This is a genomic window from Streptomyces vulcanius (assembly GCF_042653945.1).
GTDB classification, from domain to species: domain Bacteria; phylum Actinomycetota; class Actinomycetes; order Streptomycetales; family Streptomycetaceae; genus Streptomyces; species Streptomyces mangrovi.
This window is the reverse complement of the sequence record NZ_JBHSFK010000036.1, coordinates 34,407-59,981: the sequence shown is the minus strand read 5'-3', so window position 1 is coordinate 59,981 and position 25,575 is coordinate 34,407. Positions and strand designations below refer to the sequence as shown.

21 protein-coding genes, 1 tRNA gene, 1 other RNA gene and 2 pseudogenes are annotated in these 25,575 nt (G+C 72.7%); 13 read left to right on the top strand and 12 right to left on the bottom strand.

The window, feature by feature from the left end:
* Window positions 1-37: 37 nt before the first annotated feature.
* The 5 genes from ACFPIH_RS40590 to ffs all read right to left on the bottom strand — a co-directional run bounded on the left by ACFPIH_RS40590 (window position 38) and on the right by ffs (window position 8,306).
* Complete coding sequence (locus ACFPIH_RS40590; RefSeq protein WP_381171378.1) at window positions 38-1,564, bottom strand: N,N-dimethylformamidase beta subunit family domain-containing protein; 1,527 nt, start codon at window positions 1,562-1,564, stop codon at window positions 38-40.
* A gap of 172 nt (window positions 1,565-1,736) precedes the next feature.
* A complete protein-coding gene (locus ACFPIH_RS40585; protein WP_381171376.1) occupies window positions 1,737-4,166 on the bottom strand; it encodes a hypothetical protein in 2,430 nt (809 codons plus the stop codon).
* A 310-nt stretch (window positions 4,167-4,476) separates the two neighbouring features.
* The gene (gene purD / locus ACFPIH_RS40580) at window positions 4,477-5,730 is read right to left on the bottom strand and encodes a phosphoribosylamine--glycine ligase (RefSeq protein ID WP_381171374.1); all 1,254 of its coding nucleotides are present in this window, start codon (window positions 5,728-5,730) and stop codon (window positions 4,477-4,479) included.
* A 111-nt stretch (window positions 5,731-5,841) separates the two neighbouring features.
* Entirely contained in the window at window positions 5,842-8,154 is a 2,313-nt protein-coding gene (locus ACFPIH_RS40575; RefSeq protein ID WP_381171372.1) for a DNA polymerase III subunit gamma and tau, read from the bottom strand.
* Window positions 8,155-8,207: 53 nt separating this feature from the next.
* Window positions 8,208-8,306: signal recognition particle sRNA small type (gene ffs / locus ACFPIH_RS40570), an RNA gene on the bottom strand.
* Window positions 8,307-8,378: 72 nt separating this feature from the next.
* Here ffs and ACFPIH_RS40565 point away from each other — a divergent pair.
* Window positions 8,379-8,466: transfer RNA gene (locus ACFPIH_RS40565), tRNA-Ser, on the top strand.
* Window positions 8,467-8,728: 262 nt separating this feature from the next.
* Window positions 8,729-9,250, top strand: a complete 522-nt coding sequence (locus ACFPIH_RS40560; protein ID WP_381171370.1) for a hypothetical protein — start codon at window positions 8,729-8,731, stop codon at window positions 9,248-9,250.
* Between the two features lie 122 nt (window positions 9,251-9,372).
* Here the strand turns inward: ACFPIH_RS40560 and ACFPIH_RS40555 are convergent, their stop codons facing one another.
* Window positions 9,373-10,155: a class I SAM-dependent methyltransferase gene (locus ACFPIH_RS40555; protein WP_381171368.1), complete on the bottom strand. Its 783-nt coding sequence runs from the start codon at window positions 10,153-10,155 to the stop codon at window positions 9,373-9,375.
* A 238-nt stretch (window positions 10,156-10,393) separates the two neighbouring features.
* On the opposite strand from ACFPIH_RS40555, the gene ACFPIH_RS40550 reads away from it, so the two are divergent.
* Both ACFPIH_RS40550 and ACFPIH_RS40545 read left to right on the top strand, forming a co-directional pair.
* Window positions 10,394-11,668: a sensor histidine kinase gene (locus tag ACFPIH_RS40550; protein WP_381171366.1), complete on the top strand. Its 1,275-nt coding sequence runs from the start codon at window positions 10,394-10,396 to the stop codon at window positions 11,666-11,668.
* Complete coding sequence (locus tag ACFPIH_RS40545) at window positions 11,665-12,333, top strand: response regulator (protein WP_381171364.1); 669 nt, start codon at window positions 11,665-11,667, stop codon at window positions 12,331-12,333. Before ACFPIH_RS40550 ends, ACFPIH_RS40545 begins: the two co-directional genes overlap by 4 nt.
* A gap of 266 nt (window positions 12,334-12,599) precedes the next feature.
* On the opposite strand, the gene ACFPIH_RS40540 is transcribed toward ACFPIH_RS40545, so the two are convergent.
* Complete coding sequence (locus ACFPIH_RS40540; RefSeq protein ID WP_381171362.1) at window positions 12,600-13,523, bottom strand: SDR family oxidoreductase; 924 nt, start codon at window positions 13,521-13,523, stop codon at window positions 12,600-12,602.
* A 90-nt stretch (window positions 13,524-13,613) separates the two neighbouring features.
* On the opposite strand from ACFPIH_RS40540, the gene ACFPIH_RS40535 reads away from it, so the two are divergent.
* Both ACFPIH_RS40535 and ACFPIH_RS40530 read left to right on the top strand, forming a co-directional pair.
* The gene (locus ACFPIH_RS40535) at window positions 13,614-14,180 is read left to right on the top strand and encodes a TetR/AcrR family transcriptional regulator (protein ID WP_381171360.1); all 567 of its coding nucleotides are present in this window, start codon (window positions 13,614-13,616) and stop codon (window positions 14,178-14,180) included.
* A 34-nt stretch (window positions 14,181-14,214) separates the two neighbouring features.
* Window positions 14,215-15,123: a phosphorothioated DNA-binding restriction endonuclease gene (locus tag ACFPIH_RS40530; RefSeq protein WP_381171486.1), complete on the top strand. Its 909-nt coding sequence runs from the start codon at window positions 14,215-14,217 to the stop codon at window positions 15,121-15,123.
* 63 nt (window positions 15,124-15,186) lie between these two features.
* Here the strand turns inward: ACFPIH_RS40530 and ACFPIH_RS40525 are convergent, their stop codons facing one another.
* The 3 genes and pseudogenes from ACFPIH_RS40525 to ACFPIH_RS40515 all read right to left on the bottom strand — a co-directional run.
* On the bottom strand, window positions 15,187-17,103 hold the full coding sequence (locus ACFPIH_RS40525; RefSeq protein WP_381171484.1) for a copper resistance CopC/CopD family protein: 1,917 nt from the start codon (window positions 17,101-17,103) through the stop codon (window positions 15,187-15,189).
* Between the two features lie 279 nt (window positions 17,104-17,382).
* A pseudogene (locus ACFPIH_RS40520) lies at window positions 17,383-17,787 on the bottom strand (GNAT family N-acetyltransferase); the annotation flags it as partial.
* Window positions 17,774-18,923, bottom strand: a pseudogene (locus ACFPIH_RS40515) (penicillin acylase family protein); the annotation flags it as partial. The pseudogenes ACFPIH_RS40520 and ACFPIH_RS40515, both read right to left, overlap by 14 nt.
* Before the next feature lie 108 nt (window positions 18,924-19,031).
* On the opposite strand from ACFPIH_RS40515, the gene ACFPIH_RS40510 reads away from it, so the two are divergent.
* The 3 genes from ACFPIH_RS40510 (at window position 19,032) to ACFPIH_RS40500 (ending at window position 20,187) form a co-directional block, all read left to right on the top strand.
* A complete protein-coding gene (locus tag ACFPIH_RS40510; RefSeq protein WP_381171358.1) occupies window positions 19,032-19,628 on the top strand; it encodes an HhH-GPD-type base excision DNA repair protein in 597 nt (198 codons plus the stop codon).
* Window positions 19,629-19,706: 78 nt separating this feature from the next.
* A complete protein-coding gene (locus ACFPIH_RS40505) occupies window positions 19,707-20,018 on the top strand; it encodes a hypothetical protein (protein WP_381171356.1) in 312 nt (103 codons plus the stop codon).
* A 46-nt stretch (window positions 20,019-20,064) separates the two neighbouring features.
* Window positions 20,065-20,187 carry a hypothetical protein gene (locus ACFPIH_RS40500; protein ID WP_381171354.1) on the top strand — a complete coding sequence of 41 codons (123 nt, stop codon included), beginning with the start codon at window positions 20,065-20,067 and terminating at the stop codon, window positions 20,185-20,187.
* A gap of 70 nt (window positions 20,188-20,257) precedes the next feature.
* Here the strand turns inward: ACFPIH_RS40500 and ACFPIH_RS40495 are convergent, their stop codons facing one another.
* On the bottom strand, window positions 20,258-21,847 hold the full coding sequence (locus ACFPIH_RS40495) for a helicase HerA-like domain-containing protein (protein WP_381171352.1): 1,590 nt from the start codon (window positions 21,845-21,847) through the stop codon (window positions 20,258-20,260).
* 106 nt (window positions 21,848-21,953) lie between these two features.
* On the opposite strand from ACFPIH_RS40495, the gene ACFPIH_RS40490 reads away from it, so the two are divergent.
* A complete protein-coding gene (locus ACFPIH_RS40490) occupies window positions 21,954-22,250 on the top strand; it encodes a type II toxin-antitoxin system VapB family antitoxin (protein ID WP_004943146.1) in 297 nt (98 codons plus the stop codon).
* Between the two features lie 86 nt (window positions 22,251-22,336).
* Window positions 22,337-22,981, top strand: coding sequence for a LytR C-terminal domain-containing protein (locus tag ACFPIH_RS40485; protein ID WP_381171349.1), 645 nt, complete (start codon window positions 22,337-22,339; stop codon window positions 22,979-22,981).
* Between the two features lie 703 nt (window positions 22,982-23,684).
* On the opposite strand, the gene upp is transcribed toward ACFPIH_RS40485, so the two are convergent.
* A complete protein-coding gene (gene upp, locus ACFPIH_RS40480) occupies window positions 23,685-24,320 on the bottom strand; it encodes a uracil phosphoribosyltransferase (RefSeq protein ID WP_381171347.1) in 636 nt (211 codons plus the stop codon).
* A 140-nt stretch (window positions 24,321-24,460) separates the two neighbouring features.
* Between upp and ACFPIH_RS40475 the strand changes: the two genes are divergently transcribed.
* Together ACFPIH_RS40475 and ACFPIH_RS40470 are read left to right on the top strand one after the other, a co-directional pair.
* A complete protein-coding gene (locus tag ACFPIH_RS40475) occupies window positions 24,461-24,655 on the top strand; it encodes a hypothetical protein (protein WP_381171345.1) in 195 nt (64 codons plus the stop codon).
* A 332-nt stretch (window positions 24,656-24,987) separates the two neighbouring features.
* On the top strand, window positions 24,988-25,527 hold the full coding sequence (locus ACFPIH_RS40470; RefSeq protein WP_381171343.1) for a tRNA adenosine deaminase-associated protein: 540 nt from the start codon (window positions 24,988-24,990) through the stop codon (window positions 25,525-25,527).
* Window positions 25,528-25,575 lie beyond the last annotated feature (48 nt).

The window sequence follows — 25,575 nt, the reverse complement described above, 5'->3', positions numbered from 1 at the left end:
GATTGTCCCGTATGGGAAACCAAGCGGAGGCAGCGGGTCAGTCGCGTTTGCAGATGCGGTCGAGGAGGTTGGCGGTGGCGCGCTGGATGCGGGGGTCGACGTGGCCGGGGCGGTCCAGGGCCGGGGACCAGGCGAAGGTGCCGGAGGCGAAGACCAGGGCGCCGGAGGGGGCGCGGTAGAGGGAGGTCTCCTGGTGGCGCGGACTTCCGTCGGCGTCGGAATAGGGGGAGTGGGCGAGGAGGATGCGTTCCTCGTGGGGCGGGAGCGGGGTGCGCGGGAAGTAGCGGTCGGCCTCGCCCGCGACCAGGCCCTCGATGCGCTCACCCTCGTGCGCCCCGGTCGCCTCCCACAGCCAGTGGTCCGCGTTGCGCACGATCAGCGGGTGCGGCTCCGGGACCCGGCCGGCGTACTGGATGCCGACCAGCTGCTGCTCGGCGCGGTCGATCTCGCGCCAGAGCACGGACTTTCCGGGCCCCCTGCGCTTGCGGCAGGTGAGCAGCCGGCCGGGGACACCGGACGGCGAGGGGCCCAGCTCCACCTGCCAGTACAGGGTGTTGGCGGAGAGGAAGACGAGGGAGGTGCCGCTGTCGCGGGCGAGTTCGACGGTCCGGCGCATGGTCGTCGACCAGTACTCGTCGTGGCCGGGGAAGACCAGGCCGCGGTAGCGGGTGGGGTCGATGTGCCCCGCGTGCAGGTCGCGGGCGTCGGCGTAGGCGAGGTCGTAGCCGTAGCGCTCGGCCCAGCGGATGAAGTCGTAGGCGTGGCCGACGTGGAGGGGGAGGCCGGCACCCGCGTACGGGCGGTCGAAGGAGACCGTGGTCGCGGCGTCGGCCTCGCCGAGGAGCCGGCCCTGCGCGTCCCAGGCGTGGTAGAGGCTGGCGCCGGTGCGGCCGTCCTCGGGGTAGAGGTTGTAGGCCTGCCAGGTGACGTCGGGGAGGAGTAGGAGCAGGTCGGCGGGCCGGTCCTCGCGGACCGTGAAGGGGATGTGGGAGCGGTAGCCGTCGGCGGTGGTGAGGACGGCGACGTATGCGCCCGCGTTCCAGTACGACGGGATCTGCAGCCGCCAGGAGAGCCACCAGTGGTGGCAGGAGACCGTGCGGTCGGCGGTCAGGGGCGGGGGCTGGACTATGCCGGAGAGTCGCGGGCTGGTGGTGATCTTGGCGGCGCCGTCGCCGTCGTAGTGGCCGATGCGGTAGATGTCGACGCCGAACTCCTGGGGCGGGTCGACGGTGATGTGGAAGTCGGCGGCCTCGCCGGGGGCGACCGCGCCCGTGGAGACGAAGCCCTTGATCTGACGGCGGACGTCGTCGGCGGAGCGGGGGACGCTAGCGTCGGGTGCGGGGGTGTTGCGGGTGCGGGCGGTGCGGGGGCCCGGGATGCGGGGGGCGCCCCCGGTCGGGGCGGGCGCCGGGTCGACGTACCAGGGGACTACGTGGCCGGTGTCGTCGAAGTACGTCTCGCTGCCGCGCAGCCAGGGGACAGGACCTTGGCCGAAGGGGTCCGATACGGCATGGGCCAGTGCTCCCGACTCCCAACGGCGGATGTGCTCCGGTCCCGGTGCCATGGCGCTCCCCTCCCTGGTGCCCCCGTGGTCGGCTGTCGGTACCTGACCTGTCCTATGTCGTACGCCCATGCCATGGGCGTGAGCCAGTACCAGCACATCACATAACGCGCGCAGACAGTCACTATTCGTTGCGAATTGGCCGAAAGTGGAACCAGGGGGTCCGTTTCGGGCTTCAGCCAAGCCGTACGGGCTTCTCGGGGCGTATGCCGAGTTCCACCAGCCAGGCGCGGAGCGGACGCGCGTCGCCGTCCTCGACCAGGCTCAGGACGCGGGGCCCCAGGTCGGCCACGCGCTCGCCGTCGACGAGGAGGATCGGGCCGTCCAGCCAGTCCAGGCCGGGCGCCGCGCCGACGGTGTCCATCGCGGCGCAGCACACCATCGCCGTGACGTGGTCGGCGAGGAGTTCGCGGTCGGTGCGCGGGGGCTGGAGGGGGAAGAGGGGCAGCGTGCCGTCGTCCCAGAAGGGGTTGTCGGGGCCGCCGCTCTGACCTCCGGTGGGCGCGGGGGGCGGGGCCGCGGCCTCCTCACGGGCGAGCTCCGTGCCCAGGCCGGCGGCGAGGGCGGTGCTGCGGGGGTTGGGGGCGGGGAGGGCGTCTTCGCCGTCGCGGTCACCGTCGCCGTTCCCGTCGTCGCCGTCGTCGCCGTCGTCGCCGCTGCGGTTGCTCTGGTTCTCGACGGCGTACGGGGTGAGGGCGAGGGGTGCGAGTTCAGCAACGCTCTCCGGCGCTGCGGCGCCCCCGGGTTCCTGAGCGTCCCGCGACGCCTTGGCGGTCTTCGGCTCCCTGACGGCCTCCGAATCCCCGGCAGGTTCCGGCTCCCCGGCAGCGACGGGCTCCTCGCCGGCGCGCGGCTCCCTCGCGGCCTCAGGCGCCTGAGCGCCCTCCAGCTCCCCGGTGGCCTCCGGCTCCCCGGCAGCGACGGGCTCCTCGTCGGCACGCGGCTCCCTCGCGGCCTCAGGCGCCTGAGCGCCCTCCAGCTCCCCGGTGGCCTCCGGCTCCCCGGCAGGTTCCGGCTCCCCCGCAGCGACGGGCTCCTCGTCGGCGCGCGGCTCCCTCGCGGCCTCAGGCGCCTGAGCGCCCTCCAACTCCCCGGTGGCCTCCGGCTCCCCGGCAGGTTCCGGCTCCCCGGCAGGTTCCGGCTCCCCCGCAGCGACGGGCTCCTCGCCGACACGCGGCTCCCTCGCGGCCTCAGGCGCCTGAGCGCCCTCCAGCTCCCCGGTGGCCTCCGAATCCCCGGCGGCGCCCGGCTCCCCCGTGACCGTCAGGTGGTCCAGTACCCGGGCCAGCGTGGGGCCGGTGGAGTGGTGGGACGTGAGGGCCGCTGAGGCGGGGGCCCCGAGGTGTGGAGGTGCGGCGTGGGGGGTCGCGCGTTCCGGGGTCGGGCAGACGCCGAGGGTGTCGAGGACGCGGTGGAGACGGGCGGCGTCGGTGCGCCACTTCCGGTCCACGACCTCGTACGGGTACTCCTGCCAGTCCACCGGCGCCCAGTCCGGGCCGGCCTCCGCCGGGCCGCCGTGGAAGAGGCGGGCGGCGAGCAGGGAGGCGGCCTCGTCCACGGCGCCGGGCTCTTCGAGCAGGTCGCAGGCGGGACGCTCGCCGAGCCGGGACGCGAAGCCCTCGGCCAGGCGGTCGCGCCGGGACAGTTCGGTGAGGGCGGCGACGACACCCGCGTCCAGCCGGGACGGCCAGCGGCCCATCCGCCAGGCGGGCAGCGCCACCCGGGTGAGCAGCCGGTCCCAGCCCGCGTACGCGAGCCCCACCTGTTCCTGGGCGACGATCCGCAGCCCGTAGTCCACAGCCTGTGCACGCTCGGCAGCCGCCGCGGCCACGCCCCGCTCCATCTCGGCGGCATGCACCTGGCAGCCGCGCAGCATCAGCCGCGCGACCCAGCCGATGCCCACGCAGACCAGACGGACGCCGGGACAGCTTCCGCGGCCGTCGGACACGGCCACCGCGGCGTCCAGCCCCCGCACGAAGCGCCGGGCCGCGGCTATGTCGGGGTGCGCGGAAGGGCCCGTACCCGCGACGACCGGGGCGAGGACGGCGCGCAGCTCGCCGACACGCATCCACCACAGGAACGGGGAGCCGATGACGAGGACCGGCGCGGTCGCCGTACGACGGTGGAGGTGGTGGCCGGAGCCGGAGCCCGCGCCGGCTATCTCGTCGCCGGAAAGGGGCGGGGGCGGGCCGTGGGCCGGGTGGGTACGGTCCTCCAGCCAGCTGTCGCAGTCCGGGGTGAGCGCTATCGCGGAGGGCGCGGGGACGTCGAGCCGGTCGGCGAGGTCACGCACCAGCCGGTACAGGTCGGGGGCCGCCTCCTCGGCGACGGCGACCGTGGGACTGAGGGCGGGCCGGGCGCGCGCGACGACGAGCGCCACGATCCCGGCGGCGAGCAGGACGACGACCGCGACCGCGGAGACCGCCCAGCGGGCGGTGTCCCAGCCCGGGCCCACGAGATGCCCGGTGGAACCGCCGGCGAGCAGGATCACGGCGGCAGCCGCGGGCAGCAACGCGACGGCCAGCGCCCGGCTGCGCAGGCGCAGTACCGCCAGCGCCCGGGCTCGCGCGGCCTGCGCGCCCGCCTCCACTCCGATACCGGTCACGACTCGGCTCACCCCCTCCCCGTGCTCGTAGCCCTGCCTCGCCTGTTCTTGCTCACTCCCCCACTGTGGCACCCGCCACTGACATCGCAATGCCGGTGGGCCAAGTGCCCGAATGCTTGCGCCGCACCCTAGTTGGCGCTCCGGCCCCCGTCAGCCGGATGGGCCACCGCTCACTCGATGGAATGGCTTTGGGGAAAGGTGGATGACAGTGGGCAAGCATCAGGCCCCGGATTCCACCGGAATTCCGTGAGGGAGTCCGGGTGGGCCGGGGCCTGGAAGGTGTCGGGGCGGGATGGCTGCTCGGGCTCGGCTATGCGCCGCGCGCCGCCTTCTCCGCGATGTCCGTACGGTGCTGGGAGCCGTCGAGGCCGATGCGCGTGACGGCCCGGTACGCCCGTTCACGGGCCTCGACGAGGTCGGCGCCGGTCGCGGTGACGGACAGGACGCGACCGCCGGCGCTGACGACGGCGTCGCCGTCCTGCCTGGTCCCGGCGTGCAGGACGTAGGCGTGCGGGGCGTCCTCGGCGACGACCGCGCCGAGGCCGGTGATGGGATCGCCGGTGCGCGGGGTGTCCGGGTAGTTGTGCGAGGCGATGACGACGGTGACGGCCGCGTCGTCCTTCCAGCGCAGGGGCGGCAGGTCGGCGAGTTCGCCCTCGGCCGCCGCCAGCAGGACGCCTGCCAGCGGGGTCTTGAGGCGGGCCAGGACGACCTGGGTCTCCGGGTCGCCGAAGCGGGCGTTGAACTCGATGACGCGGACGCCGCGGGAGGTGATCGCGAGACCGGCGTAGAGCAGCCCGGAGAACGGGGTGCCGCGGCGGCGCAGCTCGTCGACGGTCGGCTGCAGAACCGTCTCCAGGACCTCCTCCACCAGCTTCGGGTCGGCCCACGGCAGCGGCGAGTACGCGCCCATGCCGCCGGTGTTCGGCCCCTCGTCGCCGTCGAGCGCGCGCTTGAAGTCCTGGGCGGGCTGGAGCGGGACGACCGTGTCGCCGTCGGTGATCGCGAAGAGGGAGACCTCGGGACCGTCGAGGAACTCCTCGATGACGACCCGGTCGCAGGCGGCGGCGTGCGCCTTCGCCGCGTCGAGGTCGTCGGTCACGACGACGCCCTTGCCGGCCGCGAGACCGTCGTCCTTGACGACGTACGGCGCACCGAAGGCGTCGAGCGCCTCGGCGGCCTCCTCCGCGTTCGTGCAGACATACGAACGGGCGGTCGGGACGCCGGCCCCGGCCATGATCTCCTTGGCGAAGGCCTTCGACCCCTCCAGCCGCGCGGCCTCCTTCGACGGACCGAAGGCCGGAATCCCCGCTTCCCGTACGGCGTCGGCGACCCCGGCGACAAGCGGCGCCTCCGGGCCTACGACGACCAGCCCGGCGCCGAGTTCCACGGCCAGCGCGGCCACGGCCCCGCCGTCCAGGGCGTCGACCTGGTGCAGCTCGGCGACCTCGGCGATGCCGGCGTTGCCGGGCGCGCAGTGCAGCGCGGTGACGGCGGGGTCGAGGGACAGGGAGCGGCACAGGGCGTGTTCGCGGGCGCCGCTGCCGATGACGAGGACGTTCACGGGGGTCAGCCTAACGGGAGGCGGCGAGGTTGTTTTGTGCGGGCTTCTGAAGGGGTGGGGGTCGGTGGTTCGTAGGTTCCTATGAGTAGGTGAGTTTGGTGCTGGTTCGGCTCACTCGTTGGTGAACTCCTCGACCACGGTCGCGCCCAGCTCGCGCACGATCAGTTCATGGCCGGAGAGGGCGGACTCGTTGAGGTCGGGGTCGTCGTCCTCCGGGGTGTCGTCCTCGGGGGCGACCGGGTCGGGGGCGGGGGCGGCGGGAGGCCGAGCCGGCGCGGAGGTGGGGACGGGGCTGGACGCGGCTGTCGGCGACGGGGCGGGCGCCGATGCCTGGGGTGGTGCGGCGGGGCCGCCGCCGTATCCACCAGTGGTGCCGCCGCCACCGGCCGGGCTGCCTCCGGGGGCGCCGCCGTAGGCCGAGGGCGCGCCACCGCCGAAGCCACCGCCGCCGCCGAAACCGCCGGTCGGCGGGGGCGTCGAACCACCGGACGGGTCGACGACGGCATCGATCTTCCACTGCACGTTGAACTGCTCGGCCAGTGCTTGCCGAAGGACTTCCTCGCTGCCGCTGCTGGCGAAGTTGTCGCGGGCACCGGCGTTGACGAAGCCGAGTTGGAGGGTGGTGCCGTCGAAGCCGACGACCTGGGCGTTCTGGCTGAGGAGGATCCAGGTGAAGCGGCGACGGTTCTTGACCGACTCCAGGATGTTGTCCCAGAGCATCCGGGGGTCGAGGCTGCCGGGGGGAGGGGCTTGTCCGGCGGGAGGCGCCTGTCCGGCGGGGCCGGAGGCGGCTGCGGGCACCGCGGTGGGAGCGGCGGCGGACGGGCCGGGGGTCGGGCCGGGGGGCGATTGGGGCGGTCGTTGCGCACCGCCGCCACCGGCGGGTGTGGCCGTGGGCCAGCCACCGGGCCGTCGTCCACTGCCTGCGGCGGTGGCGCTGGGCCAGGCACCGGGGGCGGCAGCGGCCGGAGCGGGTGCAGGGGTGGTGGGAGCAGGGGCCGGAGCGGGTGTCGGTGTGGGGGGCGGAGCAGGCGCGGGAGCGGGAGGTGCGGGAGGTGCCGACGGTTGGGGGGCGGCGGGGGCAGGCCCCGGCCCCCGCACCGCCGCACGCGCCGCGGCTGCCCCTCCCCCGGGCGGCATCGACGCACCGCCGCCGCCCATGTCGGCGCTGCCACCATGCGCCTCGGGCCCGGGCACGTACCCGATGGCGGGCATGGCAGGCGCAGCACCGGCACCGGCACCGGCACCGGCACCGGTGGAGAAGTTCACCCCCCGCTCGATCCGGTCGAGGCGGGCCATGACGGAACGCTCGTCGCCATAGGCGGCGGGGAGGAGGACGCGCGCGCAGATCAGCTCGAGCTGGAGGCGGGGCGAGGTGGCACCGCGCATCTCGGTGAGCCCCTCGTTGACGAGGTCGGCGGCGCGGCTGAGCTCGGCGGCGCCGAAGACGCCGGCCTGGGCCTGCATCCGTTCGATGACGTCGGCGGGAGCGTCGATGAGCCCCTTCTCCGCGGCATCGGGAACGGCGGCGAGGATGACGAGGTCCCGCAGCCGCTCCAGGAGGTCGGCGACGAACCGCCGCGGGTCGTTCCCTCCCTCGATGATCCGGTCCACGACCTCGAAGGCGGCGGCGCCGTCCCCCGTGGCGAAGGACTCGACGACGGAGTCGAGCAGCGAGCCGTCGGTGTAGCCGAGGAGGGAGGTGGCCATGGCGTAGGTCACACCGGCGTCGCCGGCGCCGGCGAGCAACTGGTCCATGACGGACATGGAGTCACGTACGGACCCGGCCCCCGACCGCACGACGAGCGGAAGCACCCCGTCCGCGACCGGGATCTTCTCCTTCTGGCACACCTCACCGAGGTACTCCCGCAGGGTGCCCGGCGGGACGAGCCGGAAGGGATAGTGATGGGTCCGTGAGCGGATCGTCCCGATGACCTTCTCGGGTTCGGTGGTGGCGAAGATGAACTTGAGATGCTCCGGCGGCTCCTCGACGACCTTGAGGAGCGCGTTGAAGCCTGCCGACGTGACCATGTGGGCCTCGTCGATGATGTAGATCTTGTAGCGGCTGCCGGCCGGCCCGAAGAACGCCTTCTCTCGCAGGTCACGGGCGTCGTCGACACCACCGTGGGAAGCGGCGTCGATCTCGATGACGTCGATGGACCCCGGCCCGTTCCTGGCCAGATCCTGGCAGGACTGGCACTCCCCGCAGGGTGTCGGCGTGGGCCCCTGTTCGCAGTTCAGGCAGCGGGCCAGGATGCGCGCGCTCGTCGTCTTGCCACACCCGCGCGGCCCGCTGAACAGGTACGCGTGATTGACCCGGTTGTTACGCAGCGCCTGCTGCAGCGGGTCGGTGACATGCTCCTGCCCGATGACCTCGGCGAACGACTCCGGGCGATAGCGGCGGTACAGCGCGAGAGACGACACGCCTACGAGGTTATAGGCGCCCACTGACAACCGAAGCCCGCGCGGAGACCGTGAACGCAAGCGCCCCCCACGCACCCGCCAGAGCCGACCTACCCTTGCTGCCTTCCGGCCCTGGGGGAGTTCAGTCAGATAGCGCCGCGTGAGGGGCTGCCCAAACAGTACCCGATCCCGACCGGCGAGAACGAGTTCGCGACCACTCCTCCGGTTCATGTAATGTTCCTGGCGGAGGATTCGCCTAGAGGCCTAGGGCGCACGCTTGGAAAGCGTGTTGGGGGCAACCCCTCACGAGTTCGAATCTCGTATCCTCCGCCAGTGCCTCACCGGGCACGATGTCGAAGGGCCCCGCTGTTCGCAGTGGGGCCCTTCGTCGTTGTCCGTCTCACTTTCCCGGGCAGGCCGATGGTTTTGACGTATCCGGCGGCGAGGTCGGCCTCTGGCGCCAGGGCGACCCAGCGGGCGCTGTTGCGAAGTTCGGCAGAGGTCGAACGGAGCACCCTCCGACTCGGCACCGGGCCAGGCGGCGGTGACCAGTTCTCCCGACGCGTCGCAGTGTGCGCCCCATACAGTCCCTCGCATGGATTGGACTGCGCCCCTGAGCGCCATAGCCGGCGCCCTCGCCGGCATCGTCGCGACGTTCGTTGTGGACCGAGACCGCTGGAAGCGCGCGCAGCAGGCGGACGCGCAGACCGTTCTGCGCGAGACCTTCGTGGCCTACCTCTCCCATCTGGCCCGCACGACGGAGGGCATGCGCTTCGCCGCAGAGGCCGCCTATGACACACCGGAGGAGCGCAGGCGTGCGGTCCGCGCCTCGTTCTCGGAATCCGGACTCTTCGAGCAGCGCTTCAGCCTGACCATGCTCGCTCCGCCCCGTGTGGTCGAGCTGGGCGTCGAAGCGTTCCGCACTGTCCGCACGATGCGCGACCTGCTCGCGGACGGCGCACACGTCACGGACGGCACGTTCCAGACCGCACAGCACACCTATTTCAAGGCCGTCCAGGCCGCCGCAGCCGCCATGCGCCAGGAACTCGGCATTGCCGAACTGCCCTTCGTCCCCTTGGCCCCCAGCCACGACACCCACAACCAGCTGCGCCCCTGAACGCCCTATGCGAAGGAAGCCCGGCGTCGAGGGCTCGGCGACCGTGCGCCACAGCGGTGCCGGGTGGGGGTGGCCTGTGATCCGGACGCCGGTACGCGCTCCCCGGCGTCTCGCCGCATCCTTCAGGAAGCCGGGCCGTGGGTGATGCGGATCTTGGACTGGCCGTGGGGGAGTTCCTCCCAGTCGGTCATGAAGCGGGCCGCCAGGCCGTGTTTCTCCGCCAGGGCGACGAGGGTCTCGGTGCGGTAGTAGAAGTCCTCCCGCAGCACCTGGTGTTCCTCGCCCTCGGTCCGGTCGAACGTGAAGTCGAACCAGCCGCCCGGTGCCAGCACCCGGCCGACGTTGGCCAGGCACTCCTCGATGACCGGGAGCGGGGAGTGCGAGAAGACGCTGTGCGCGTGGACGACGTCGAAGTGGGCGTCGGGCAGGAAACGCAGCGTCAGGTTGCGGACCGGCGTCAGGGTGGGCAGGCGCTTCTGCAACCCCATGGTCACCACCGTGTCCTGCGCGGCGGCGAGGATGTCGGGGGAGATGTCGATGCCGTAGTAGTGCCCGGGATCGAGGTGGCGGATGAAGCGCCAGCCCGCCCGCAGGTTGCCGCAGCCGATCTCCAGCATCCGGTGTTCGGGGCGCAGGCCGTGGCCGACCAGGTAGTCGAACTGCATCGCCCCCAGCGCCAGCCACCGTTCGTGGCTGCGGCTGCCGACCGCCGCGTCGGGGTCGGCGCGGGTGTCGGACCGCATCACCGCGCGGTAGTAGGAGATGTGGTCCGGCCAGCGGTGGCGCAGCCAGGCGTCCCGTGCGGCGCGCGCCACGTGGCGCGGCACGCGCTCGGGGTGGCGCAGTGCGTAGGCGATGCGGTGCCCGAGGGCGGCGCGGTTGACGGTGACGTTCCTGGCCGGCACGCGGATGGTTCCTCTCGTCGCGGGGGTGCGGACGTGACGGCCGTGCCGCCCCGCCTCGCGGTTCCTGGTACCAGCCTGGGTGCAACGGGCGGGTGCCGCACGCTGCTGAGCGGCTCCGATGCGGGGACGGTTCGGGGGATGCCGCTGTCGGCCGATTGGAGGTTGCGGTACCGCGTCGGGCACGGTAGGCACTCGGAGGTCGGAGGGGAGAGGCGGCCTCCTTCGGGAGGGTGGGGCGATGAAGGAGCACGGAGACGCGTACGGGGAAGGGGCGCGGGCCGATCCTGACGGGCGGTGGCTGACCGCGGTCATGCATGCCGCGTTCTTCCTGCTGCTGGGCTCGTCGCTCGTCCGTTTCCTGACCCGCGACCAGGGCGGTACCCGTACCGCGTGGGTCGTCGCGCTGTTCGCCGTCTTCTGGCTGGTCCACGTCCTCGGGCAGGTTCTGGCACCCGCCCCGCGTCCCGGTGCCCGGCCCACGGTCCGGCATCTGGCCTGGCTGGCTGCGGTGTCGGCCGTCTGGGTCGTTCTGCTCGCGCTCGCGCCGAGCGCCACCTGGTGCGTCATGCCGCTGCTGTTCGCCGGTCTGCACACGTTGCCCGCGCGGATCGCGGTGCCGGTGGTGGCCGGGCTCACCGCGCTGGTCGTGGCCTCGCAGATACGGGTGGCGGAGGGCCCGCTCAATCCCAACATGGTGGTCGCCCCGCCGGCCGTCGCCGCGGTGGCCACCGCCGTCCTGGTCCATCTGCAACGCCAGGCGGCCCGGCAGCGCGTCCTGATCGACGACCTGGTCCGCACCCGCCGTGACCTGGCGGCCACCGAGCGGCGGGCCGGCATCCTGGCGGAGCGGCAACGGCTGTCCACCGAGATCCACGACACCCTCGCGCAGGGCCTGTCCAGCCAGCAGATGCTGTTGCAGGCCGCCGAGCGGGTCTGGCGGGCGGATCCGGACGCGGCCCGCGCGCACATCCGGGGCGCGGCGGAGATCACGTCCCGCAGCCTCGTCGAGGCCCGCCGGTTCGTCCATGACCTGGCCCCGGCCGACCTCGCCGAGCACACCCTCACCGAGGCGCTCGGTGCGCTCGCCGATCGTGAGAGTGGTCCTGGGCTGATCGTGGAGTTCCGGCTCGACGGCACCCCGGGCCCGCTGCCGGAGCGGGTCGAGGCGGCGCTTCTGCGTATCGCGCAGGGCGCGCTGGCCAATGTGCGCGAGCACGCCGCGGCGACGCGGGCCGCGCTGACCCTGACCTGTCTGGACGACCAGGTCTCGTTGGACGTCGCCGACAACGGCCGCGGCTTCGATCCGGACGGCGGCCCTCGCCGAGCGTCCAACTCGTCCGCAGCGGACCAGGGGCGCGGGCACGGGCTGCCCGCCATGCGTATCCGGGCCCGGCAGTCGGGCGGCACGCTCACCGTGGAATCCACGCCGGGCGAGGGAACCGTCGTCTCGGTGGCCGTGCCCCTCACCCACGTTCCTGTTGTTCCCGACGCCCCGAGGGAGACCGCCCCATGAGCAGCACCACGGAGCCCTCAGCACCGGTCATCCGGCTGCTGCTGTGCGACGACCACGCGGTGGTGCGCGCCGGCTTGCGTGCGCTGCTGTCCAGTACCGACGGCATGGAGGTGGTCGGTGAGGCGGGCAACGGCGAGGAGGCCCTGGCCGTTGCCGCCCGCGTCCGCCCCGACGTGGTGTTGATGGACCTTCAGCTCGGCGGCGGCATGGACGGCGTGACAGCCACCCGGCATCTCTCCTCGGCCGACGGGGAGGATCCCGGCGCACCGCGACCCCGCGTGCTGGTGCTCACCATGTTCGACACCGACGCCGACATCACCCGCGCCATCGAAGCGGGCGCCACCGGCTACCTGCTCAAGGCCGAACAGCCGGAGGAACTCTTCGCGGCGATCCGCAACGCGGCGTCCGGCCGCACCGCGCTGTCGGCCCCGGTCGCCGACCGGGTGCTGGCCCAGCTGCGCAGCCCGCGCCCCGCCCTGTCCGAGCGTGAGCGGGACATCCTCCAGCAGCTGGCGAGCGGACTGGGCAACCGGGAGATCGCCCGAGCCCTGTTCATCAGCGAGGCCACGGTCAAGACCCACCTGGGCCGGATCTACGGCAAGCTAGGGGTGGAGACCCGCGCGGGGGCGGTCTCGGTCGCGAAAGAACAGCGACTGCTGCCTTAAGAGGTACGCACGCACGAGGTAGGCACGTACGAGGTGCGTATGAGGTGCACATGACTCGTTCGTTGCCCCACCACGGGACGGCTCTTCGCTGCCGCCCGCGCTCGACACGTCCGTACCGGACGAGGAGCCGACCGCCGTGGACCGGGTGACCGTGGTCGGCGCGCCTTCGGGCGACGGCCCCGATCCCACCACCTCCGTGCTCACCCAGGACCAGGTACGACCCGACCCCACCCCCTGCTGCGCCGACCACCCCTGACGCCCGCCGGTCAGTGAGCCACGGCAGGCGTGCGGAAGTAGTGCCCCTGGTCGAGGTCTTCGAGGAGGCCGGGGCGCGTGGGGCGCCAGCCCAGCAGTTCGCGGGTCAGGTCGCTCGACACGGGGACGTCGGCTGCGAGGAGCCCGCCCAGCCAGCCGAAGTGCTCGGCGGCCTCCCCGGGCGCCACGGAGGTCACCTGCACATCGAGGTGACGGCCGATCACCTCGGCGACGTCGCGGAGCGCGACGCCCTCCTCCGCGGCGCCGTGCAGCACCGCTCCGGCCGGTGCCTTCTCGGCCGCCAGCCGGAACAGCCGCGCCGTGTCGAGGCGGTGGACGGCCGGCCAGCGGTTGGCGCCGTCACCGACGTATCCGGAGACCCCCTTGGCGCGGGCCGTGGCGACCAGGGTGGTCATGAACCCCTGGTCCCCCTCGCCGTGGCAGGTGGGCGACAGCCGCACCACGGACGAGCGCACGCCGCGCGAGGCGAGACCGGTCACCGCCAGCGCGGTGGCCGCCCGGACGGACGTAGGTGAGCCGTCGAGCGTGGGCAGGTCCCGCTCGGTCGCCGTCCGCCCCGGTGTGAGGCCGACGACCCCGGAGGCGAGGACGAAGGGGCGGTCGCTGCCGGCCAGCGCGTCGGTGAGGGTGTCGACGGCGCGCCGGTCGGACTCCGCGGCGCCCTGGAAGTCGCCGGTGAAGGCGATGTCGTGCTTGAAGGCGAGGTGGATCACGCCGTCCGACGCGGCGGCGGTGGTGCCCAGGACGTCGAGGTCGTCGAGGGTGCCGCGGACCGCCTCCGCCCCGGCCGCGGTGAGGGCGGCGGCGGAGGCGTCGGAGCGGGCGAGCCCCACGACCCGGTGCCCCGCGTCGAGGAGTTCGGGAACGAGGGCGGAACCGAGCCAGCCGGACGCGCCGGTCACGAAAATACGCATGGGAGAGCCTCAAACCGTCTGTGATGTCAGTGACTGTCGTCATCGACGCTAGCACTGATGTCAGGGACTGTCATCGCGTAGGATCCGGTCATGGGCAGATGGGAGCCGAACGCGCGCGAGCGCCTGGCGCAGGCGGCGTTGGAGCTCTACGGCGAGCGCGGCTACGAACAGACCACGGTGGCGGAGATCGCCAGACGGGCCGGTCTCACCGAGCGGACCTACTTCCGGCACTACGCCGACAAGCGCGAGGTGCTGTTCGGCGGTTCGGAGGCGCTGCGGGAGCTGCTCGTGAACGCGGTGGCCGAGGCGCCGGAGCCGGCGGCGCCGATGGACCTGGTCGTGGCGGGGCTCGACGCGGTCTGCGCGGTGTTCACCGACCGCGAGTGGTGCCGGCGGCGGCAGGCCGTCGTCATGGCGAACGCCGAACTCCGGGAGCGCGAGCTGATCAAGCTCGCCTCCCTGGCGGCCACGCTCGCGGAGGCCCTGCGTGGACGCGGCGTCCCGGAACCGGCCGCGAGCCTGGCCAGCGAGGCGGGGATCGCCGTCTTCAAGGTCGGCTTCGAGCGCTGGGTCGCCCCGGCCGAGGAACGCACGCTGGCCCAGCTGGTGCGGGAGTCGCTGGAGGAGCTGCGGGCGGTGACCGCGGGCGGCGACTGACCGGCGGGCGCCGCTACGCTCACCGGTCATGGTCATGGTGACGGACTGGCTCGAGCGGACCGCGGCGCTGCGGCAGTGGGCCAGGGGCGGGGCACGCGCCCCGCACAAGCCGCTGCTGTTGCTGTACGCCCTGGGCCGGTTCCAGCGGGACGACCAGGAGGAACTGCGGTACAGCGCGGTCGAGGAGGACCTGAAGGGGCTCCTGGCCGAGTACGGGCCGCCCCACCGGACGACCCCCGCCTATCCGTTCCACCACCTGGTCGGCGACGGGGTGTGGGAAGTGCGCACCGACCGCGGTCCGGGCAGCCCGGGCACCGGGGTGCGGGAGCTGCGCGCGACGGGCGCCGCCGGACGGCTGGTGCCGGAGCTGCGGGCCGCGCTGCGACGGGAGCCGTCACTGCTCGGCCGGATCACCCGGCTGCTGCTCGACCAGCACTTCCCGCCCTCGCTCCATGCCGAACTGTGCGAAGCGGTCGGCCTGGAGCCGCAGCCCGAGTCGGAGCCGACGGAGACCGAGCGGTACTCGCCGGCCCGCGGACAGCGGCGCGACCGGCGGATGCGGGAGCTGGTACTGACGGCGTACGAGTACCAGTGCGCCTTCTGCGGCTACGACGGCCGGATCGGCGCAGTACCGGTCGGACTGGAGGCCGCACACGTGCGGTGGTGGGCGTACGACGGCCCCGACGACGTCGACAACGGGCTGTGCCTGTGCTCGCTGCACCACAAGCTCTTCGACAAGGGCGTCCTCGGGGTGGGCGAAGGACACCGCGTCCTGGTCTCCCAGCGCTTCGTCGGCCACAGCCCGGCGGCCCGCGCACAGGTCACGGCACTCGCCGGGCGCCCGCTGACCGGACCCCAGCCGGGCATCCGCCCAATCGCCGCGCCCCACCGCGCCTGGCACCTCACCCAGGTCTTCCACGGCACCCCACGCCCGCACGGCTGATCCACACTCTGCGACCACGGCAGCGACGGTGATCGACGGCTCCACCATCAAGGCCGTTCCTTCTCAGCGGACGATCTGCACGTCCCTCGTCACGCTCACCTGGTCGATGTCCGTCGCCCGTACCGTCGCCTTCATCTCCCAGGTGCCCTCGATCGGCAGGTTGACGTCGGTCGCGGCCCAGTAGCCGCCCTTGTCGACCAGCTTGGCGTTCAGGGGGCCGATGTCCTGGCTGGGGAGCGTGAAGGAGATCCGCAGCTCGGGGATGGTGACGAAGCCTCCGTCCGGGCCGAAGACCACGGCCTGGAGGGAGTTCTCGCCGACCTGGCCGGGGTCGAGGGTGACCTGCACCTTGCCGCGCAGTCCGGGCTTGCCGAGGTCGAAGGGGATCGTCGTCACGGAGGCGACCGGCAGCCCGGCGGACTGCTCCGTCGTCGCCGCCTCGGCCTCCGCCCGGCCCGGCAGGGTGCCGGTCAGGATGGTCGTCAGCACGAGTACGACGACCGAGACGGCGACCTCGGCGAGCACCGAGCGGCGCAGGGCCTGCTTGCGGGCGTCCTCGGCGGGGGCGAGGGGCCGCTCGGGCTTGCCCCCGACGGGCTCCGAGACCGAGCCGTCCTTCACCGAGCCGTCCTTCACCGAACCGTCCGTCGCCAAGTCGTCCGTCGCCGAGTCTTCCGCCATCGAGTCGCCCGTCACCAAGTCTTCCGTCACCGAGTCGTCCGTGGTCTTCGCCGCCAGGGTTCGGGGCGGGCCGCCCACCGGTTCGGGCACCCGGGTCTCCTTCGCTGCCGGAGTCACCGCCACCGTCCTCTCCTTCCGTACCTTCGTCGCCCTGCCCTGCTGCGTCACCGTCCGCCGTGACCACGAGCCCGCCATCAGCAGCAGCACCACCGCGACGAGCTTCGCGAGCAGGACGCGGCCGTATGTCGTGTCCGTCAGCGCGGCGGTGGAGCCGAGGCCGCGCCAGGACTGGTAGACACCGGTGACCACCAGGACGGTCACGGAGACACCGGCCGTCCGGGAGAAGCGGATGACCACCCGGGAGGGCACGGAGGCGCGGGGCAGCAGGGTGAGCAGGGCCACCAGGCCGCCCAGCCACACCGCCATCGCCAGCAGGTGCAGCACCGCGGAGGTCATCGCCACCGGGACCTGGATACCGGCCGACGCGTGTTCGGCGCCCGCCCAGGTCAGGGCGAGGCCCACGGCGAGTACGGCGCCCACCACGAGCGCGGCGCGGGAGGGCTCCGCGCGCCTGCGCTGTCGTACGAGGACGAAGACCGCCGCCGCGAGCAGCACCAGCCGTGCCACCAGGGCCAGGCCCGGACGGCCCGTCAGGGTGCGGGTCAGGCCGGACGGGTCGAGGGCGTCGGCCGGGCCGGTGCCCGCCTCGTAGGGGGCGCGCAGGAAGAACAGGAACACCGACGAGCCCGCCAGGGTCCAAGCGCCGGCCAGCAGCGGGCGGCGCAGCGGACGGGTGTCCGGCGGCCGGCAGACGGCCACGAAGGCCGCCGTGCCGACGAGCAGGGCCGCGGCGATGTACGCGAGGTAACGGCCGATGTTGTAGAGGCCGTCGGTGACGGGGTCCTCGGTGGCGTCGGAGGGCAGGACCGCCACGGTCGGGGAGGCCTTGCCCACCGAGAAGGTGAAGGCGCCGGAGACGGGGTGGCTGTCGGCCGACACCACGCGCCAGGCCACCGTGAAGGTGCCGTTCGCGAGCTTCTCGGGGACGGCGACCCGTACCGTGTCCGAACGGCCTTCCACGTGCCCCGACTTGCCCAGTTCGACGCGCTTGTTGTCCGGGTCGAGGACCCGGAAGGAGTCGTCGAGGAGACCTACCGACTCGGTGAAGGTGAGGGTGATGCTGCGGGGTGAGGTCTTGACGACGCTTCCGTCGGCGGGATCGGTGCTGCGGAGGGCCGCGTGCGCCGAGGCCGGTCCGCTGCCGAGGAGGAGCAGGACCAGCACGGTGCCCAGCAGCACCAGCCCCTGAAGTCCCCTTCGCCCGCCGCCGGATCCACCGCCGCTGTCACTGCCGTGTCGTCCGTCATCGCGCCCTTCGCTCACGTCACCGCTCCGTCTTGCTCGAGACTCGAGACTCGTTTGCTCGGAGATGTATACGGATGCACACAGCAGCGGGTTCACTCGAAGGGACGAGGGAAGGCCGCCTCTCTGCGCAGGAACGCCAGCTGGGCCTTCTTGGCGCAGGAAGCGGGCGATGGCCTTCTCGTTGCGCAGGTCCGGGTCCACGACGACCCGTCGCCGGTCCAGGCCCAGCAGGACGTACGTCGCGAGGGTGCCCATCAGCGCCGACGACCAGCCCGGGCGCGGGCCTTCGGGGCCGGCGGGGGCGAGGAGCAGGTGGATGCCGATGTCGCCGGGCTCGACCTCGTAGCACTCGCCGACCCGGTCCGCGGCGGGGTCGTAGGTCTGCAGAAGCGCGACCGGGGTGCCGTCCAGCTCCGCGAGGTGGGCGTGGTGGGTGTCGAGGCCGACCAGGTGGGCGTAGATCTCGGCGACCTGGTCGCGGGTCAGGCCGTTCATGCCCCAGAACACGGCCCGTTCGCCGCTCACCCAGCCGTGGACGGTGTCCGCGTCACGCTCGGCGTCCAGGGGGCGGACGCGGACGGTGCCGAAGCCCGTCACGGCCTGTTCATGGACGTACATCTCGCTCCTTCGCATCGCGCTCCTTCGCATCTCGCTCCTTGACCTCGCTCTCCTTGGTGAGTCGTGTCCAGTCGGTGACGACCGGGGCCAGTTCGCCCCTGAGCCAGAGGGGCAGCTGGTCGTGGTGGTGGGGGCTGTCGGGGTGGCCGGACGCGCCGAGCGGGACCATCCACAGGCTGTCCTCGCGGCGGGCCAGGTCCCACACGTAACGGGCCGCCGGACCGCGCGCGGCGAGGTCGCTCCAGCCGGGCACGGAGGAGGTGCACAGCACGCAGTCATGGTCGCCGGAGAGGGCGGGGCCCCGGTAGGAGGGGTCGGGGAGGGCCCGCCAGGGGGCGTCCGGGCTGTCCCGGCTGCCCCTGCGGTCCTGGCCGTCCCGGCTGTCCGGCGGCCTCCTCGACCGCCTCGCGGACGAGCAGCGGCCGGTCCACGCCGTACGCCTCCTTTGCGCGCAGGAGGTGTTCGAGGGCGTAGGCGATACGGGGGACGAGGGCCAGCCAGGGGAGGAGGACCTCGGGGTAGGCGGGCGGGGCGGCCAGGGCGGCGAAGGAGGGGTGGGCGGCGAGGCGGCGGACGAGTGCGGCGCGGACGGCCGCGAAGCCCGCCGCGTCCGCGCTGTCGGCGTCCATGTGCCGGTCCCAGGCCAGCAGCCGGTCGCGGAGTGCGGCGGCCGGGGCGGTGAGGTCGTCGAGGGCGGCGAGGTGGTCGAGGAGCGCCCCGGCGGAGCCCAGGTGAGTGTCCGTGTAGAGGGCCGGCATGTCGGTCGCGGACCAGGTGGGCTTCGCGTCGAGCAGGTGCCGGATGCGGTCGGCGCGGTGCGGTGCCGCGAACTCGACGCCGAGGCTTGTGGCCAGGCCCCGCTGGTTGGCCATCACGGCGATGCCGTCGCCGTCGGTGAGGTCCGCGTGGGGCATGTCGTGCCAGCCGGTCCACTCGTGGCCGGGCTCCCAGGCGGGGACCAGCCGGGTGCCGTTGACCTCGGCACGTACCGGCACCCCGCCCGCGACCCGGTGCAGCAGCCCGCCCTCGGTGTCGGCGGCCTGGACGACATTGACCGGCTCGGCCCAGCGGTCGAAGGCGGCGTCGACATCGGGGACCCGCCGGGCCCGCAGAAGGGGCAGCAGAGGCCTGCACCCGGCCGACACCCAGGCCGACACCCGGCCGGCACGTAGCCCACCCGGCCGACACCCGCCCGGCGCCCGGTGGAATCGCGGGGACGGCGGGGATCGCGGGACCATGGACGCATGGACGTCAACGCCACCCTGCACCTCTCCCAGGACCCCGAGGCCGACGAACTCCTCGGCCGCTCCCCGCTCGCCGCGCTGGTCGGGATGCTGCTCGACCAGCAGGTCCCGATGGAGTGGGCGTTCAAGGGCCCCCGCACGATCGCCGACCGCCTCGGCGCCGACGACCTCGACGCGCACGACATCGCCGCCAAGGACCCGGAGGCCTTCGCCGCGCTGCTCTCCGACAAGCCGGCCGTGCACCGCTACCCCGGCTCCATGGCCAAGCGCATCCAGCAGCTGTGCCAGTACCTCGTCGAGCACTACGACGGCGACGCCGGCGCGGTCTGGAAGGACGCCGGTACGGGCGCGGAGCTGCTGAAGCGACTGGAGGACCTGCCCGGGTTCGGCAGGCAGAAGGCCCAGATCTTCCTGGCGCTGCTCGGCAAGCAGCTGGGCGTACGACCCACGGGGTGGCGGGAGGCGGCGGGCGCGTACGGCGAGGCGAAGTCCTTCCGGTCCGTCGCCGACATCACCGGACCGGAGTCGCTGGCGAAGGTACGGGCGCACAAGCAGGAGATGAAGGCGGCGGCGAAGGCCAAGAAGGCGGCCGGCTGAGGTTTCCACTGCTCCGAACGGGCGGTTCTCGCCGCCGGCATGCTGAACGCCTGGCGTGTCGCGGGCACATGACCTGCCATGAGCAGCACTGGAGGAATCGCCCGCGGCCGCACCTGGCCCCGGGTGCTCGTGCTGCTGCTCGCCCTGCTGATACCGGGCGCGCCCGCCGAGGCGTCCGCGCCCCCGGTCGTCATGGCCGAGATCTCCGAGTACGACGTCCCCGACACGGCGCTGCGGCCCACGTCCTGCGCCGCCCGCGCCGTCGCACCCCTGCGCCCCGCGCCCGGCCGCGCCCCGGCGCCGCGGGTCCCGGCGGACCGGCACCGGCCGACGCCGTCCGGGCCGCCGTACGCCCTCCTCGCCCGGCGCACCGTGGTCCTGCGCTGCTGACAGAACCCGCCACCAGGTCAGTCGGCACGACGCGAGGAGCACAGCCATGCCCATCGACCCCTACGCGGTCCTGCGCGCCCTGTTGCGCGCGGAGGCCGTGCGCAGCGCACCGAAACCGCAGGTGAAGGAAGGGACAGTGCAGCAGCCCGCCGTGAAGCGGGACCGCTGACCGGAGCGACCGCTGTCCGCAGCGACCGCTGTCCGGACGGCGGAGGCGGGGCCGACGGGAAACCGCCGGTCTACCGCCTCCGCCGGGCCGTACCGAAGAGGGAGCGGGTGATCTCCCGGCCGACCTGCGTACCGATGGACCGCGCGAGGGACTTGAACATGCCACTGCCGACGACCTGCTCGACGACGGAAGGCTCTTCGTCCCGCTTCTCACGCTTCTGCCGGGGGGCGGGCTCGCTCGGCCGCCGGGCCGCCAGCTTCTCGTACGCCGATTCTCTGTCCACAGCCTGTGCATAGCGCTCGTGGAGCGGGGACGCCTGTACCGCCTGGTCGAGGGCCGTCCCGTCGACCGGGCCCATCAGGGACTCGGGGGCGCGCAGCCGAGTCGCGGCGACCGGGGTGGGGGCGCCCTTCTCGCTGAGGACGGTGACCACCGCCTCGCCGGTGCCCAGTCCGGTGAGCAGCTCCTCGAGGTCGTAGGCGGAGTTCGGGAAGGTCTTCACGGTGGCCTTGAGTGCCTTCTGGTCGTCGGGCGTGAAGGCCCGCAGCGCGTGCTGGATCCGGTTGCCGAGCTGGGCGAGGACCTCGCCGGGTACGTCCTTCGGGGTCTGCGTGACGAAGAACACGCCGACCCCTTTCGAGCGAATCAGCCGGACGGTCTGGGTGATCGAGTCGAGGAACGCCTTGGACGCGTCGTCGAACAGCAGGTGCGCCTCGTCGAAGAAGAAGACCAGCTTGGGCCGGTCGGCGTCGCCGACCTCGGGGAGGTCGTGGAAGAGGTCGGCCAGCAGCCACATCAGGAAGGTGGAGAAGAGCTGCGGCTTGTCCTGGACGGCGGGCAGTTCCAGCACGGAGACGATCCCGCGGCCGTCGGCCGCCGTACGCAGGAACTCGCCGGTGTCGAACTCCGGCTCGCCGAAGAAGTCGGCCATGCCCTGGGCCTCGAAGGCGCTGAGCGAGCGCAGGATCACCCCGGCGGTGGCGGTGGACAGACCGCCGAGGTTCCTCAGCTCCGCCTTGCCCTCGTCCGAGGTCAGAAAGGCGACGACCGACCGCAGGTCCTTGAGGTCGAACAGCTCCAGGCCCTTCTGGTCGGCGTAGTGGAAGATCAGGCCGAGCGACTGCTCCTGGGTCTGGTTGAGCTGGAGGACCTTGGCGAGCAGGACGGGTCCGAAGCTGGTGACGGTGGCGCGTACCGGGATGCCGTGGCCGAGGCCGCCGAGGGCGTAGAACTCCGCGGGAAATCCGGCGGGCGACCATTTCTGGCCGACTTCGCCGGCCCGCCCGAGGACCCGGTCGTTCGACGCGCCCGGCACCGAGATACCTGACAGGTCGCCCTTCACATCGGCGAGGAAGACGGGCACGCCCTGTGCCGAGAGCTGCTCGGCGATCAGCTGGAGCGTCTTGGTCTTGCCGGTGCCGGTGGCGCCCGCGACCAGGCCGTGCCGGTTGAGCATGGGGAGGGGGATGCGGACCGGGGTGCCGGGCAGGCATGTGCCGTCCCACAGCAGGGCGCCCAGCTCGAGGGCGGGGCCGGTGAAGGCGTATCCGGCGGCGATCGCGGCGGCCTCGGCGACGTCCTGGGGCTCGGCGATCCCGTCGGCCGGACGCTCGGCAGCACGCTCGGACGAATGCTCGGACGGAGTCGGCTGCGAGCCCATCACAGATCCCTCACTCCCGTTTTGCCCGCGTTCATCACGGCTTTTCCAGCCTCGCACTCGGCCGCCATGGCTGCGCCCGGAAGGTGTGGGCCGGTAGGCTTTCCGTGTGATCTTCAAGCGCATCGGAAACGGCCGACCGTACCCCGACCACGGCCGGGAAAGCACCCGCCAGTGGGCGGACGTCGCACCGCGCCCGGTTCGCCTCGACCAACTGGTGACCACCAAGCAGCAGCTCGACCTGGAAACCCTGCTCGCCGAGGACTCGACCTTCTACGGCGACCTCTTCGCGCACGTCGTGAAGTGGCAGGGCGACCTGTACCTGGAGGACGGGCTGCACCGCGCGGTACGGGCGGCGCTCCAGCAGCGACAGGTGCTGCACGCGCGCGTACTCGAGCTGGACTGACCCTTTCGGGTTCTTTCCGGACTCCCGGCGTGGTGTCGGATGATCTGTTATTAGTCACGGCCGCCCGGGGCCACTACGCTGCGCCCATGAGCATGCTGACGCCCCCTGGCATGGGCGGCAAGTACCGGATCACGGGGGACAAGTACCCCCGCATGCGCCGGCGTCGGCGACGCGGCCGGCTGGTCGTCGCGGTCGTCGGCTGCGGTGCCGCGCTCGGTGTGGCCGGGTGGGGCACCCTGCAGCTCATCGACGTCTTCACTGGCGGCGGAGGGACGGCCTCCGCGGCCGATTCCGCCGCCTGCAAGGCGAAGTCCGCGACAGCGAGCCCCGCGCCCATCGCCGCACTCCCGAAGCCCGCGCAGATCACCGTGAACGTCTTCAACGCCACGACCCGCAGCGGCCTGGCCAAGACGACCGCCGACGAACTCGCGAAGCGCGGCTTCAAGATCGGCGACGTCGGCAACGCGACCAAGCAGTACGACAAGAAGGTCGGCGGCACCGGGATGCTCCTCGGCCCCGCCTCCTCCCTCAACACCTCGCTGCCGGTCCTCGCCACCCAGCTCTCCACGGCCGAACGGCGCACCGACGCCGCCCGCAAGGGCACGGAGGTCGACCTGATCCTCGGCAACGGCTTCAAGACCCTCACCAGCAAGGCGGACGCGACCAAGGCCCTCACAGCCCTGACCGCCCCGAAGCCGGCATCGAGCACAGCCCCGAAGAAGGGCTGCTGACCCCTCCGGCCCCGCCCCGCACACGAGCGGCGCCCCCGAGGGGGCAGAACCGCAGACGCCGCACACCGACGCCGCCCACCGAAACACCGACCTACGGCACCAACCCGCGGTACCGACCCGCGGGAGCCGCTCACGGAGACCAAGTCACGCGTCCGGCCTGCGGAGGCCGGGGCACGCGTCTGACCTGCGGAGGCCGGGGCACGGGGCTGATCTGCGGAGGCTGGGTCTCGGGCTATTTGCTGAGGCCTAGTCGCGGGCTGTTCGCGGACGTTGACCGGCGGCAGCCGCATCGCGGCGTTGACCTACGGGAGCCGCGTGGCCGGGGCTGACCTACGGGAGCTGGCCGGCGGGAGCCGCATGGCGGGACTGACCTGCGGGACTGACCTGCGGGCCGGGCCTGCGAGGGCCGAGCCGCAGGTCCCGGGCTACGGGAGCTGGCTTACAAGAGCCCGCGTAGCGGGTCCGAACTGCGGACGCTGATCGGCGGGAGCCGAGTTGCGGGGCTGCCCTGTGGACCGGACCTGCGAGGGCCGAGTCGTGGGTCCCGGCCTGCGGGAGATGACCGGTGGGAGATGACCCGGCGGCTGCCGGCCCCCGGGTGCCGGCCCGCGGGTGCCGGCCTGTGGGTGCCGGCCTGCGGGTGCCGGGTGTCCCCGCAGGTGTTGGTCCGGTGCGGGTGTGCACTCGGGGGGCCTGGGCTCTGTTACTCCGCCGCGCCGTAGAGGCGGTCGCCGGCGTCGCCGAGGCCCGGGACGATGTAGCCGTGGGTGTTGAGGTGGTCGTCGATGGCCGCCGTGACCACGGTGACCGGGCTGCCCGCCAGCTCGCGCTCCATGAGTTCCACACCCTCGGGAGCGGCCAGCAGAACCACCGCGGTGACGTCGTCGGCGCCCCGCTTGATCAGTTCGCGGATCGCCGCGATCAGGGTGCCACCGGTAGCCAGCATGGGGTCGAGGACGTACACCTGACGGCCGGAGAGGTCCTCCGGCATGCGCGTGGCGTACGTGGACGCCTCCAGCGTCTCCTCGTTGCGGATCATGCCGAGGAAGCCCACCTCGGCCGTCGGCAGCAGGCGGACCATGCCGTCGAGCATGCCCAGGCCGGCCCGCAGGATCGGGACCACCAGCGGACGCGGGTAGGACAGCTTCACGCCGGTGGTCGCGGCGACCGGCGTGACGATGTCGACCTGCTCGGTGCGCACGTCACGCGTGGCCTCGTAGGCGAGCAGGGTGACCAGTTCGTCGGCCAGCCGGCGGAAGGTCGCGGAGTCCGTGCGCTGGTCGCGCAGCGTGGTGAGCTTGTGAGCGACCAGAGGGTGGTCGACGACGTGGAGACGCATGTCCACAACATTAACCGGGCCGCACCCACCCGGCGCCTCCCCCACGCTCGACGACCGCGCGCCCCGCCCTTGAGCCGTTCGCCCGCATCAAACCCCCCGTCGGAGGGAAGGTGGAGAAAACGGACCTGGGTGGTGAGCCGATGCCTGACCTGCCGGAGCGCGACGCGCCGAAGCCGGAAGCGCCGCGGGAGACCGAAGCCGAGCGCCGCAGGCGCCGCGACCGCTTCCTGCGCGACCTCGCCGAGGCCCGCGAACTGCGCGACCGGGTACAGCCCCGACGCGCCCGAACTGCCCGGCTGCGCCACGCGATGCGAATGCGTACATTCCGCTGGTAGCCGAACCATCGGCTCGTGGCCGTACGGCACTTGGGACGTTCGGGGAAGATCGCCACGATCCCGGGTGACGCCGGGGGTATGCGTGCGTGGGCGCACGGGAAAGCCGCGTACGATCCGCAGGTGGCCGCAACGAGTGCGCTGGTGAGTTGCTGCGGACGGACTCAGGACGTGCGATCAAAACCACCGGACACAGGGAGCCGAAGACGTCCCCTGAACGCCTTGTTTCTGCCACGATTCCGAGTGGGTGGGGCTCGGAGCACAGCTCTCTCCGCCCGTAACCTCCGCCGGGGGGACCCCCAACCGGCACGCCTAAGACCAGTGGGAGAGTCACGGTGTACTTCGCCGCACTGCTCGCGCGCACCGAAGACGGGTGGGAAGCGAGCGACACAGAGCTCGACGATGTGGAAACCCTGTCGGATCTGGCCGACCTGGCCCGGGAGGCCTCTCCCGACGAGGACACGGTGCTCGTGCTCATCGAGCAGGAGGAATCGTGGTTCGGGGTCGTCCGCATCGATGGTGAGGAAGACCCTCGCATCTACGTCTCCGACGCCGCTGCCGCCGCCCGCAGCTCGTACGGCGAGCTCCTGCTCACCGACGAACTGCTCGGAAGGGATCCGGGTGACGAAGACGACCTGGACGCCCTCGACCTCGACGGAACCGAGGACGGTGAGGAGGAGGAGGACGAGGATGACGAGAAGGCCGTGGACGGCACGGGTACCGCCGAGGCGGTACCGCACGGCCCGGTCGGCGACCCCCGCATCCTCGACGACCTCGGAGTCGGCGAGAAGGAGCTGAAGTCGCTGTCCGACGACGCGCTCAACGAGATCGCCGACGCCCTGGGCGCCTCGGAGGTCCTGGAGACCGTCCGCTGACCGCACCCCAGTCACCAGAGCCCGAACAGCCACAACAACAGCCACAGT